The 12,807-nt window shown below is 68.3% G+C and carries 11 protein-coding genes; 10 read left to right on the top strand and 1 reads right to left on the bottom strand.

All coding sequences use genetic code 11. The annotated features are described in order from the left end of the window. Positions 1-5: 5 nt before the first annotated feature. The 10 genes from murD (at position 6) to D3H34_RS34230 (ending at position 11,869) form a co-directional block, all read left to right on the top strand. The gene (murD, locus tag D3H34_RS10690) at positions 6-2,276 is read left to right on the top strand and encodes a UDP-N-acetylmuramoyl-L-alanine--D-glutamate ligase (protein ID WP_119553438.1); all 2,271 of its coding nucleotides are present in this window, start codon (positions 6-8) and stop codon (positions 2,274-2,276) included. Beyond that, the gene (ftsW, locus tag D3H34_RS10685; RefSeq protein WP_119553437.1) at positions 2,273-3,574 is read left to right on the top strand and encodes a putative lipid II flippase FtsW; all 1,302 of its coding nucleotides are present in this window, start codon (positions 2,273-2,275) and stop codon (positions 3,572-3,574) included. The genes murD and ftsW overlap by 4 nt, the downstream gene beginning before the upstream one ends. Continuing rightward, the gene (gene murG / locus D3H34_RS10680; protein ID WP_119553436.1) at positions 3,571-4,635 is read left to right on the top strand and encodes an undecaprenyldiphospho-muramoylpentapeptide beta-N-acetylglucosaminyltransferase; all 1,065 of its coding nucleotides are present in this window, start codon (positions 3,571-3,573) and stop codon (positions 4,633-4,635) included. The genes ftsW and murG overlap by 4 nt, the downstream gene beginning before the upstream one ends. After that, positions 4,632-6,110, top strand: coding sequence for a UDP-N-acetylmuramate--L-alanine ligase (murC, locus tag D3H34_RS10675; protein WP_119553435.1), 1,479 nt, complete (start codon positions 4,632-4,634; stop codon positions 6,108-6,110). Before murG ends, murC begins: the two co-directional genes overlap by 4 nt. Further along, entirely contained in the window at positions 6,107-7,078 is a 972-nt protein-coding gene (locus D3H34_RS10670) for a D-alanine--D-alanine ligase (protein WP_119553434.1), read from the top strand. Before murC ends, D3H34_RS10670 begins: the two co-directional genes overlap by 4 nt. Positions 7,079-7,081: 3 nt before the next feature. Next, positions 7,082-7,870, top strand: a complete 789-nt coding sequence (locus D3H34_RS10665; RefSeq protein ID WP_119553433.1) for a cell division protein FtsQ/DivIB — start codon at positions 7,082-7,084, stop codon at positions 7,868-7,870. Positions 7,871-7,900: 30 nt separating this feature from the next. Beyond that, complete coding sequence (gene ftsA / locus D3H34_RS10660; protein ID WP_119553432.1) at positions 7,901-9,130, top strand: cell division protein FtsA; 1,230 nt, start codon at positions 7,901-7,903, stop codon at positions 9,128-9,130. A gap of 170 nt (positions 9,131-9,300) precedes the next feature. Then, positions 9,301-10,515 (top strand): cell division protein FtsZ, encoded by a 1,215-nt coding sequence (ftsZ, locus tag D3H34_RS10655; RefSeq protein ID WP_119553431.1) that lies wholly within the window; start codon positions 9,301-9,303, stop codon positions 10,513-10,515. Between the two features lie 225 nt (positions 10,516-10,740). Further along, positions 10,741-11,670 (top strand): UDP-3-O-acyl-N-acetylglucosamine deacetylase, encoded by a 930-nt coding sequence (gene lpxC / locus D3H34_RS10650; protein ID WP_119553430.1) that lies wholly within the window; start codon positions 10,741-10,743, stop codon positions 11,668-11,670. 22 nt (positions 11,671-11,692) lie between these two features. Continuing rightward, positions 11,693-11,869, top strand: a complete 177-nt coding sequence (locus D3H34_RS34230; protein ID WP_167481173.1) for a hypothetical protein — start codon at positions 11,693-11,695, stop codon at positions 11,867-11,869. Between the two features lie 12 nt (positions 11,870-11,881). Here D3H34_RS34230 and D3H34_RS10645 read toward each other — a convergent pair. Beyond that, the coding region (locus tag D3H34_RS10645; RefSeq protein ID WP_119553429.1) for a LysR family transcriptional regulator at positions 11,882-12,807 on the bottom strand (926 nt) is incomplete at its 5' end.

The following is a 12,807-nucleotide window of genomic DNA, read 5'->3' as shown; positions in this document are numbered from 1 at the left end:
GAACCATGCGGCACCTGAAAGACCTCCCCGTTCTCATCCTCGGCCTCGGCGCGTCCGGGCTGGCGATGGCGCGCTGGTGCGCGCGCCACGGTGCGGTCGTGACCGTGGCCGACACGCGCGAGGCACCGGCCTCGCTGGCGACGCTGCAGGCCGAGTTGCCCGACGCCATCTTCATCGGCGGGCCGTTCTCGGCCGCGCTGGTCGAAGGCACGCCGATCCGCGCCGTGTACCGCTCGCCGGGCCTGTCGCCCGCAACGCTGGCGCCGGTCGTCGATGCCGCCAAGGCCGTGGGCCTGGTGGTCGGCGGCGAGCTGGACCTGTTTGCACGGGCGCTGCTCGACCTGCAGACGGTCGAAGTGCCGGTGGTGGAAGCCGAAGCTGAAGTGCCGGTTGAAACCGTGGCCGAGCCGGTCGTTGAAACGCCTGCCGAGAGTGAACCGGCACAAGCCGAGCTGGCGTTGAGCGATAAAGCTCCCGCAGCGGACACCGTGGTGGTCGAAGCGCAAGAGGCGGTGCCTGCGCCGGTGGTCGAGGGTGAAGCCGAAGTGGCTGCGCCCGTCGAAGCTGTTGAACCGACCGAGGCCATTGCACCTGCGGACGCCGAGGCGACCGCCTCCACCGAAACGGTGCCGCCGGTCGATGCGACTGCGGCAGCAACCGAACCCGTCGCTTCCTCCGACTCAGCCGAAGCCCCCGAAGCTACGCCGCCCGCCATGGCCGAAGCCATGCCGCGCGACGCGTCGCTGAGCGTGCCGGTGTCGCCTCCCGCCGAAAGCGTCGTCGCTGAGGACATCGCCGCAGAAGACGGCGCAGCGCCGGTCGCCGCCACGGACGCACCCGATGCGCCGCCCGCGCCTGCCGCCACCGTCTCCCGTCTCCCGACCCCCGGCAAGCCCTACGTGCCCACCGCGGCGCGCGAGGCGGCCGAGTTCGTCGCCAAGATCGCCGAGCTGGCGACCACCAACCCGGCGTCGGCGGCGGTCGAGGAAGACACGCCCCAGCTTCAGCTCGTGCCGGAGCCCGAGCCCGAAGCGCCCAAGGGCTACACGCCCGCCGTCCTCGCGATCACCGGCACCAACGGCAAGACCACCGTCACCTCGCTCACCGGTCAGCTGATCGAGCGTGCGGGCAAGACCGTGGCCGTGGCCGGCAACATCGGTCCGACGCTGCTCGACACGCTGGCCGCGCACATCGATGCCGACACGCTGCCCGATGTGTGGGTGCTCGAACTCTCGAGCTTCCAGCTCGACGGCGTGCAGGGCTTCGAGCCCACGGCCGCGACCGTGCTCAACCTCACGCAGGACCATCTCGACTGGCATGGCGACATGCCGGCCTATGCCGCCGCGAAGGCGCGCATCTTCGGTGCCAAGGGCCTGATGATCCTGAACCGCGACGACGCCGGCGTGATGGCCATGCTGCCGCCGCCGGTCAAGGTGCGGCTGCAGCGTCCGCAGATCCGCACCCACGTCACCTTCGGTGGCGCGATGCCGCTGCGTCCGGGTGACTACGGCATCGAGCGCATCAACGGCGTTGCCTGGCTGGTGCGTGCGCTGGAAGCCGACGAAACGCAGAAGCGCAAGCGCGGCGCGGTGGTGGAAGAAGAGCTGTTCTTCCAGCGCCTCATGCCCGCCGACGCGCTGCGCATCCGCGGTCGCCACAACGCCATGAACGCCCTGGCGGCGCTCGCGCTCGCCAGCGCCGCCGACTGCCCGCTGGGCCCGATGCTCTACGGCCTGCGCGAGTACCGCGGCGAGCCGCACCGCGTCGAGCCGATCGCGATCGTGGACGAGGTCGAGTTCTTCGACGACAGCAAGGGCACCAACGTCGGCGCCACCGTGGCCGCGCTGAGCGGCCTCGGCGAAGAGCGCCGCGTGGTCGTGATCCTCGGCGGCGAAGGCAAGGGCCAGGACTTCGAGCCGCTGGCCGACCCCGTGCGCCAGTACGCGCGTGCCGTCGTGCTGATCGGCCGCGACGCCCCGCTGATCGAGGCCGCGCTGGCCTCCACCGGCGTCTCGCTGAAGCATGCGGGCTCGATGGAAGAAGCCGTGAAGCTTGCCGCCGCGCGCGCCTACCCTGGCGATGCCGTGCTGCTGTCACCGGCCTGTGCGAGCTTCGACATGTTCAAGGACTACGCGCACCGCGCCGAGGTGTTCTGCGAGGCCGTCGAGGCGTATGCCGACGGCCCGCGCGAGCAGGTCGGTGGCGACGATGCGGTGGTGTCGTACGGCCCGAGCGCATCGCTGTCCACCGCAGGATCGATGGAGGACCCGATTTGAACTCCGCAGCCGCAGGCACCCCGCAGGAAAGCCGCACCGGCAGCCGTTTCGGCGGCTGGTTCCGGCGCGCCCGCAGCAGCATGGATTCGCTGCCCGTGCACCTGCCGGTGCGGCTGGGCGGCGCCGGCGTCGCGCAGACCAAGGCCACGCCGATGCGCGTGCTGGGCTTCGACCAGTCGCTGGTCTGGGTCACGGTCGCGCTGATGACCTGGGGCCTGATCATGGTGTATTCGGCCTCGATCGCGCTGCCCGACAACCCGCGCTTCGCGCGCGCCGGTTACGGCGCCTCGTACTTCCTCACGCGGCACGCGGCCTCGCTGGTGATCGCCTTCATCGCCGCGCTGCTGACCTTCCAGGTTCCCATGAAGACCTGGGAGCGCGCCGCGCCCTGGCTCTTCATCGCCTCGCTGCTGCTGCTGGTGGCGGTGCTCATTCCGCACATCGGCATCAACGTGAACGGCGCGCGCCGCTGGCTGCCGATGGGCTTCATGCGTTTCCAGCCGTCGGAGCTGGCCAAGTTCGCGATGGTGCTCTATGCCGCCAGCTACATGGTGCGCAAGATGGAGATCAAGGAACGCTTCTTCCGCGCCGTGCTGCCGATGGGCATCGCGGTGGTGGTGGTCGGCATGCTGGTGATGGCCGAGCCCGACATGGGCGCGTTCATGGTCATCGCCGTGATCGCCATGGGCATCCTGTTCCTGGGCGGCGTGAACGCGCGCATGTTCTTCGTGATCGCGGCGCTGGTGGTGGTGGCCTTCGGCTCCATCGTGGCGAGCAGCCCGTGGCGCCGCGAGCGCATCTTTGCGTACCTCGATCCGTGGAGCGAAGAGCACGCGCTGGGCAAGGGCTACCAGCTGTCGCACTCGCTCATCGCCATCGGGCGCGGCGAGATCTTCGGCGTGGGCCTAGGCGGCAGCGTCGAGAAGCTGCACTGGCTGCCCGAAGCGCACACCGACTTCCTGCTGGCCGTGATCGGCGAAGAGTTCGGCCTCATCGGCGTGCTGCTGATCATCGGCCTGTTCCTCTGGCTCACGCGCCGCATCATGCACATCGGCCGCCAGGCCATCGCGCTCGACCGCGTGTTCTCGGGCCTCGTGGCGCAGGGCGTGGGCGTGTGGATCGGCTTCCAGGCCTTCATCAACATGGGCGTGAACCTCGGCGCACTGCCGACCAAGGGCCTGACGCTGCCGCTGATGAGCTTCGGTGGTTCGGCGATCCTGATGAACCTCGTGGCGCTGGCCGTGGTGCTGCGCATCGATTACGAAAACCGCGTGCTGATGAGAGGGGGCCGCGTATGACCGGCCGTACCGCACTCGTCATGGCCGGCGGCACGGGTGGCCACATCTTCCCGGGCCTGGCCGTGGCCGAGGCCCTGCGCGAGCGCGGCTGGCGCGTGCACTGGCTGGGCGCGCCCGGCAGCATGGAAGAAAAACTCGTGCCACCGCGCGGCTTCGCCTTCGAGCCGGTGCAGTTCGGTGGCGTGCGTGGCAAGGGTCCGCTCACGCTGTTGCTGCTGCCGCTGAAGCTGCTGCGCGCCTTCTGGCAGAGCTTTCGCGTGGTGCGCCGGGTCAAGCCCGACGTGCTGGTGGGCCTGGGCGGCTACATCACCTTTCCGGGCGGAATGATGGGCGTGCTGCTCAACAAGCCACTCGTGCTGCATGAGCAGAACTCCGTCGCCGGCCTCGCCAACAAGGTGCTGGCGGGCGTGGCCGACCGTGTGTTCACGGCCTTCCCGAATGTGCTGAAGAAGGCGCAGTGGGTGGGCAATCCGCTGCGCGCCGCGTTCACCTCCCAAGCCGCGCCGGCCGAGCGCTTCGCGGGCCGCAGTGGCCCGTTGAAGCTGCTCGTCGTGGGCGGCAGCCTCGGCGCGAAGGCGCTGAATGCCGTGGTGCCGAAGGCGCTGGCGCGCATCGCGCCGGACGCGCGCCCGCAGGTGCTGCACCAGAGCGGTACCAAGCAGATCGACGAACTGCGCGCCAACTACGCGGCGGCCGGCGTCGACGGCGAACTCACACCCTTCATCGAAGACACCGCGCAGGCGTACGCCGACGCCGACCTCATCGTCGCGCGCGCCGGCGCGAGCACCGTCACCGAAATCGCGGCCGTCGGCGCAGCAGCGCTGTTCGTGCCTTTCCCCTCGGCGGTCGACGACCACCAGACCACCAACGCACGCTTTCTCGTGGACGCGGGCGGCGGCTGGCTGGTGCAACAGACTGACCTCACTCCTGAATTGCTGGCTGATTTGCTACAGAAGACCGAGCGCACCGCGCTGATAGACCGGGCCGAGAAGGCCAAGACCATGCAGAAGACCGAGGCCGTCGAGGCTGTCGTCCGCGCCTGCGAGGAGCTTGCCAGATGAAGCACGCGATTCGTCACATCCATTTCGTCGGCGTCGGCGGCTCGGGCATGAGCGGCATCGCCGAAGTGCTGCTCAACCTGGGCTACAAGATCACCGGCTCCGACCTGTCGGACAGCGCCACGTTGCGCCGCCTTGCGGGCCTGGGCATCGGCACCTTCGTGGGCCACGCCGCTGCGCACATCGATGGCGCCGATGCGGTCGTCACTTCCACGGCCGTGCAGTCGGACAACCCCGAGGTGCTGGCCGCGCGCGAGAAGCGCATTCCGGTCGTGCCGCGCGCGTTGATGCTCGCGGAGCTGATGCGCCTGAAGCAGGGCATCGCCATCGCGGGCACGCACGGCAAGACCACCACCACCAGCCTTGTGGCAAGCGTGCTCGAAGCCGCGGGGCTCGACCCGACCTTCGTGATCGGCGGTCGCCTGAACAGCGCCGGTGCCAATGCGCAGCTGGGCAGCGGCGACTACATCGTGGTCGAGGCCGATGAATCGGATGCTTCGTTCCTGAACCTGCTGCCCGTGATGGCGGTGGTCACGAACATCGATGCCGACCACATGGAGACCTACGGGCACGACTTCGCGAAGCTCAAGAAGGCATTCGTCGATTTCCTGCACCGCATGCCGTTCTACGGCGTGGCCATCCTGTGCACCGACGATCCGGCGGTGCGAGAGATCGTGGCTGACGTCACCTGCCCGGTGACGAGCTATGGCTTCGGCGAAGACGCGCAGGTGCGCGCCATCGACGTGCGCGCCGTCGGCGGCCAGATGCATTTCACCGCGCAGCGGCGCAACGGCGTGACGCTGCCCGACCTGCCCATCGTGCTGAACCTGCCGGGCGAGCACAACGTGCGCAATGCGCTGTCGGTGATCGCCGTGGCGGTCGAACTCGGCATTCCCGACGAGGCCGTGCAGCGTGGGCTGGCCGGCTTCAAGGGCGTGGGTCGCCGCTTCCAGAGCTACGGCGAGGTGGCCGTGCCGAACGACGCGGCCGGCGGCCGCTTCACCGTCATCGACGACTATGGTCACCACCCGGTCGAGATGGCGGCCACCATTTCCGCCGCGCGCGGTGCCTTCCCGGGCCGCCGGCTGGTGCTGGCCTTCCAGCCGCATCGCTACACGCGTACGCGCGATTGCTTCGAGGACTTCGTGAAAGTCATCGGCACGGCCGACGCCGTGCTGCTGGGCGAGGTCTATGCCGCGGGCGAAGCACCCATCGTGGCCGCCGACGGCCGCACGCTGGCGCGCGCGCTGCGCGTGGCCGGCAAGGTCGAGCCGGTCTTCGTGGACGACATCGCCGCCATGCCGCGGACCATCCTGGACAACGCCCGCGCGGGCGACGTGGTGCTGTGCATGGGCGCCGGCTCCATCGGCGCGGTGCCGGGCAAGGTGGTCGAACTCGGCGCTGCCGTGGCGACGTTGCCCGCAGCACCCTCATCAACAATTTCGGAGCGCACTGCGCGCAAGGAGGGGGCCTCGTGAGCCTTCAGGATCCCAAACTCTTCGGCAAGGTGGCCGTGCTGTTCGGCGGCAGTTCCGCCGAGCGCGAGGTGTCGCTGATGTCCGGCGCCGGCGTGCTGGAGGCCTTGCGTTCGCGCGGCGTCGACGCGCATGCGTTCGACCCGGCCGAGCGCGATCTGACCGACCTGAAGCGCGAAGGCTTCGACCGCTGCTTCGTCGCGCTGCATGGCCGCCATGGCGAAGACGGCACCGTGCAGGGCGCGCTCGAGCTGCTCGGCATTCCCTATACCGGCTCGGGCGTGATGGCCTCGAGCGTGGCCATGGACAAGGTCATGACCAAGCGCATCTGGCAGGCCGACGCCCTGCCGACGCCCAAGTACGTGCGCCTGGCCTTCGACCAGCAAAGCCGTGAGCAGATCATGGTCGTGCCCGACGTGCTGGGCCTGCCGCTGATCGTGAAGCCGCCGCGCGAAGGCTCGTCCATCGGCGTGACCAAGGTCCAGGGCTACTCGCAGATGCAGGACGCCGTGGCGTTGTCCGCGAAGTTCGATGCCGACGTGCTGTGCGAAGAGTTCATCGAAGGCGAGGAAGTGACCTGCGCCGTGCTCGGCCAGGGCCTCGATGCGCGCGCACTGCCGGTGGTGCGCATCGCCGCGCCCGAGGGCGCCTACGACTACCAGAACAAATACTTCACCGACGACGTGAAGTACCAGTGCCCGAGCGGCCTGCCCGAAGCCGAGGAACGCGAGATCCAGCGCATCACGCTGGCCGCGTACCACACGCTCGGCTGCCGCGGCTGGGGCCGCGCCGACGTGATGATCCGCGCCAGCGACCGCAAGCCCTTCCTGCTCGAGATGAACACCTCGCCCGGCATGACCAGCCACTCGCTGGTGCCGATGTCGGCGCGCGCGGCGGGCATTCCCTACGAAGAGCTGTGTGTGCGCGTGCTGGCTTCGGCCGCGCTCGATGCCAAGGGAGGCGCGAACTAAGCCATGGCCGACAGCATCCCCGCTCCCTTCGACGTCAAGCTGATGAACATCGTCGCGAACGTTGCGTTCGTGCTGGTGGCGCTCATGCTGCTGGCGGCGAGCGCGTGGTGGGTGCTGCGCCAGCCTTTCTTCCCGATCTCGGGCATCAAGGTGGACGGTGAGGTCACGCACAACAACGCGGTCACGCTGCGCGCCAATGTGGCGCCGCAGCTCAAGGGCAACTTCTTCACCATCGACCTGGCGCGCGCGCGCACGGCCTTCGAGACGGTGCCGTGGGTGCGCAGTGCCGTGGTGCGGCGCGAGTTCCCGAACAAGCTGCGCGTGACGCTGACCGAGCAGGTGCCGGTGGCGGTGTGGGGCGACGAAGCGGGCTCCAAGCTGATCAACGGTTTCGGTGACGTGTTCGAAGCCAACGTGGCCGAGGTCGACAGCGACCTGCCGCGCCTGGACGGCCCGATCGAGCAGGCCGGGCAGGTGCTGGGCATGTACCGCGTGCTCGCGCCGATGTTCGAGCCCTACGACTTCGACATCGCCGAGCTGCGGCTGTCCAGTCGCGGCAGCTGGAAGGTGCTGCTCGACAACGGCGCCGAGATCGAGCTGGGCCGCGGCCAGAGCGACGAGGTGTCGGCGCGCCTGCAGCGGTTCCTGAAGACCGTGACGCAGGTCGCGGGCCAGTACCGGCGCACCGTGGCCGACGTCGAGCGCGCCGACCTGCGCCACAACGACGCGTATGCCCTGCGGCTGCGCGGCGTCACCACGGTCTCGCCCGAGGCCCCAAGAAAAATCAAGTAGCGCATAGCGAGAAATCGAGGACATATCTCAATGCCCAAAGAATACAAAGACCTGGTCGTAGGCCTGGACATCGGAACCGCCAAGGTGATGGTGGTCGTGGCCGAGGTGCTGCAAGGTGGCGAGCTCAAGCTGGCCGGCCTGGGTGTCGCGCCCAGCAACGGCCTCAAGCGCGGCGTCGTGGTGAACATCGACGCGACCGTGCAGAGCATCCAGCAGGCGCTGAAAGAAGCCGAGCTGATGGCCGACTGCAAGATCAGCCGCGTCTACACCGGCATCACCGGCAGCCACATCCGCGGCATCAATTCGAGCGGCATGGTGGCGGTGAAGGACAAGGAAGTCACGCCCGCCGATGTGGCCCGCGTGGTGGAGACGGCGCGCGCCATCAACATCTCGAGCGACCAGCGCCTGTTGCTGGTGGAGCCGCAGGAATTCGTGATCGACGGCCAGGACGTGAAGGAGCCGATCGGCATGAGCGGCATGCGCCTGGAAGCCAAGGTGCACATCGTGACCGGCGCGCAGAGCGCGGCCGAGAACATCATCAAGTGCGTGCGCCGCTGCGGCCTCGAGGTCGACCAGCTGATGCTGAACCCGCTGGCCTCGAGCCAGGCGGTGCTGACCGAAGACGAGCGCGAACTGGGCGTGGTGCTGGTCGACATCGGCGCGGGCACCACCGACGTGGCGATCTTCACCAACGGCGCGATCCGCCACACGGCCGTGATCCCGATCGCGGGCGACCTCATCACGAGCGACATCGCCATGGCGCTGCGCACGCCCACCAAGGATGCGGAGGACATCAAGGTCGAGAACGGCTACGCCAAGCAGCTGCTGGCCGATCCAGACACGCAAGTCGAAGTCCCCGGCCTTGGCGATCGCGGCCCGCGCATGTTGAGCAAGCAGGCGCTTGCCGGCGTGATCGAGCCGCGTATCGAGGAAATCTTCTCGCTGGTGCAGCAGGTGGTGCGCGAGTCGGGCTACGAGGAAGTGCTGTCTTCGGGCGTGGTGCTCACGGGCGGCAGCGCCGTCATGCCCGGCATGGTCGAGCTCGGTGAAGACATCTTCCTGAAGCCCGTGCGCCGCGGCATTCCGAAGTATTCGAGCGCGCTGTCGGACATGGTGGCGCAGCCTCGCGCGGCCACCGTGATGGGCCTGCTCGAAGAAGCACGTTTTGCGCGCATGCGTGGTTTCAAGGTCGCACAGAAGAACGGGTCCGTAAAGACTGCGTTCGGACGTTTCAAGGACTTCATCGTGGGGAACTTCTGACCATGAACCACTCCCCACTCTGGCTTGCGCGCGCGGGCCCTCCGCTGCATTTCAACGAGCGATGGCGGCGCACCGGTCCACCATCCCGACGGCGATCCCGTTGATCACGTCACGGCAAAAGAATTATTCATAGACACAAAACGGCAACTGCAATATTCAAGGAGTTAGAAATGACCATCGAAATGATCGAAGTCGAAGAATTCAATCAGGGCACGCAGATCAAGGTGATCGGTGTCGGCGGCGGCGGCGGCAATGCGGTCGCGCACATGATGGAACGTGGTGTGCAAGGCGTGCAGTTTGTCTGCGCGAACACCGACGCACAGGCTCTGCAACGCAGCAACGCCCACAAGAACATCCAGCTCGGCATCAGCGGCCTGGGCGCCGGCAGCAAGCCCGAGAAGGGCCGTGACGCGGCCGAAGCCGCCGTGGACGACATCCGCGCTGCCATCGACGGCGCGCACATGCTGTTCATCACGGCCGGCATGGGTGGCGGCACCGGCACCGGCGCTGCGCCCGTGATCGCGCGCGTGGCCAAGGAGATGGGCATCCTGACGGTGGGCGTGGTGACCAAGCCCTTCGACTGGGAAGGCGGCCGTCGCATGACCAACGCCGATTCCGGCCTGGCCGAACTCGAAGCCAACGTCGACTCGCTGATCGTGGTGCTCAACGAGAAGCTGCTGGACGTGCTCGGTGAAGACATCACCCAGGACGAAGCCTTCGCGCACGCCAACGACGTGCTGAAGAACGCCGTGGGCGGTATCTCGGAAATCATCAACGAGTACGGCGGCGTGAACGTCGACTTCGAAGACGTGCGCACCGTGATGGGCGAACCCGGCAAGGCCATGATGGGCACGGCCGCGGCCGCAGGCCCGGACCGCGCGCGCATCGCCGCCGAACAGGCCGTGGCCTGCCCGCTGCTCGAAGGCATCGACCTCTCGGGCGCCAAGGGCGTGCTGGTGCTGGTGACGGCATCGAAGGGCTCGCTGAAGCTGAACGAGTCGAAGCTCGCGATGAACACCATCCGCGCCTACGCCTCGCCGGACGCGCACGTGATCTACGGCGCCGCCTACGACGAAAGCCTGGGCGACCAGATGCGCGTCACGGTGGTGGCCACGGGCCTGTCGCGCGCCGACGCTCGTCGTCAGGCTCCAACGCTCGAAGTGATCCGCACCGGCACCGACAACATCCCGTTCACCGTGCCGACGCTCGGCGGCGGCGTGGGCCACGCAGGTGGTTCGGGCAGCCAGCCGAACTACGATGGCATGGCCGTGCCCAGCGTGTGGCGTACCAACCGCACGATGGCCGCCGCCAAGGTCGACGCGCTGTCGTCGGGTGGTATGGACGACTTCGAGATCCCCGCATTCCTGCGCCGTCAAGCCGACTGACCGCAGGCCACCGAACGCAGAGGGCACGAGGGTTCGCAAGGGGACGGGGAAGACCTGAAAGGGACTGACCCCCGGCTCTAGGCGCTGCGTCCACCTCGTGCCCCTTGCGTCCATCGCCGGGGGCTCCCCGGCTTTGTTCTTTCTTTTTTTGACCGGTCCATGTCTATCGCGGCCATAGCGAAGGGAATAGGGCGTCACGGTCGCCGCCCGCCTAAAATCACGGGCGTGCTGCAACAACGAACCCTCAAGTCGATCAGCCGCGCCGTGGGCGTGGGGCTTCACAGCGGGCAACGCGTGGAGCTGACGCTGCGACCGGCCCCGGCCGACACGGGCATCGTGTTCCGCCGCGTCGACCTGCCCGAGCCGGTCGAGATCCGCATGACCGCCGAATCGGTCACCGACACGCGCCTGGCGTCCACCGTGTCCACGGGCGGCGCCAAGGTGCAGACCGTCGAACACATCATGTCCGCCTGTGCGGGCCTGGGCATCGACAACCTCTACATCGACATCACGGCCGACGAAGTGCCGATCCTCGACGGGTCGGCCTCGTCCTTCGTGTTCCTGCTGCAAAGCGCGGGCATCGAACTGCAGAAGGCGCCGCGCCGCTTCATTCGTGTGCTGCGCAAGGTCGAGGTGCGCGAAGGCGAAGGCGAAGGCGCCAACGAGAAGTGGGCGAGCCTGGAGCCGTACCACGGCTTCAAGCTGAGCTTCGAGATCGACTTCGACCACCGCGTCGTCAACTCCACTGGCCAGCGCGTGGAGTTCGACCTGGGCACCGACTCCTACAGCCGCGACATCGCGCGTGCGCGCACCTTCGGCTTCACGAAAGAAGTCGAGTACATGCGCAGCAAGGGCCTGGCGCTCGGCGGCGGTCTCGACAACGCCATCGTCATGGACGACACCAAGGTGCTCAATGCCGGCGGCCTGCGCTACGACGACGAGTTCGTGAAGCACAAGATCCTCGACGCGATGGGTGACCTGTACATCATCGGCAAGCCGCTCCTGGCTGCGTACACCGCGTTCCGTTCGGGCCATGCGCTCAACAACAAACTGCTGCGCGAACTGCTCTTGCACAGCGACGCCTACGAGGTCGTGACCTTCGAGGACGAGAAGCGCGCACCGCGCGGCTTCGGCGAAGTGGCGCGGGCCTGGTAAGCAGGGCGCGCCCTTTTTTCCGATGCTTCTCTTTCGCTGGGCCATCCTGCTGCTTCTGCTGGTGGCAGGCGTGTCCTTTGCGTTCTACGCGGGCACGGGGCAGGTCAAGTACCGCCGCTTCGGCTGGATCGTGTTCAAGTGGACCGTGTTGGCGGCGTTCGGCTTCTTTGCCGTACTCATCGCCGAGCGCGTCGCTTAGCCAGCCAGCCGTTCAGTCGACTAGAGCCTGCAAGGCCTGCACCTGCTGCGCGAGCAGCGGCCCCTTGCGGTGCGCCGGCACCCACAGCATGAGCGTGTCTCCCAGTGCCTTCGGCCGCCCCCAGGGGGCGTGCAGCCGGCCTTTCTCCAGCAGCGGCGCCACCAGCCGCTCGCGCCCCATCAGAACCCCTTCGCCGTCGAGTGCGGCCTGCAGCGCGAGGCTGTAGAGCGAGAAATCCGGGCCGGCGGCCAGCGCATCGGCCTCGGCCGTCGCGGTGCCGGGACGCACGGCCTGCAGCCAGCGGGACCAGTCGTCGCGCCACACCGTGTCATGCAGGCCGCCACTTTGAGCGAGCACGTCGATGAGGTCGTCGATCGGCCGCGGGCGCCCGCTGTCCTGCGATGGCCGCACGCGCGGGCTGCACACGGGCACGAGGCGGTCGCGCGCGAGCGGGATGCCCGTGGCACCGACGGCAGCCTCGGCGCCGCGCGCGTAGAACAACCCGAGATCGAAAGGCTCGCGCCGGAAGTTCGGCGGCTGCTCCAGCGCCGTCACCGACACCTGCACGCCCGGCAGCGCAGCCTTCAGCCGCGAGAGGCGCGGCGACAGCCACAGCTGCGCCATGGCCGGCAGGGCCGCCACCTGCAACGTGCTGCGGCGCGCTGCGGTCTGTGTTTCCTGGCGCAGCGCCTGCACCGCGAGGCCGAGCTGGTCGACCGCGGCACTGAGCGCGGGGAGCGCGCGCCGACCGTGCGCGCTGAGCCGGATGCCCTGGCTGTGCCGCTCGAACAGCGCACCGCCGGCCCAGGTCTCGAGGGCCTTGATCTGCTGCGCGACGGCGGCGGGTGTCACGAACAACTCTTCAGCCGCCCGTGCGAAGCTGCCGTGGCGCGCCGCGGCCTCGAAGGCGCGCACGGCCGTGTGGGGCGGCAGGCGAG

The organism is Acidovorax cavernicola (assembly GCF_003581445.1).
This window is presented reverse-complemented; position numbering and strand designations above follow the sequence as displayed.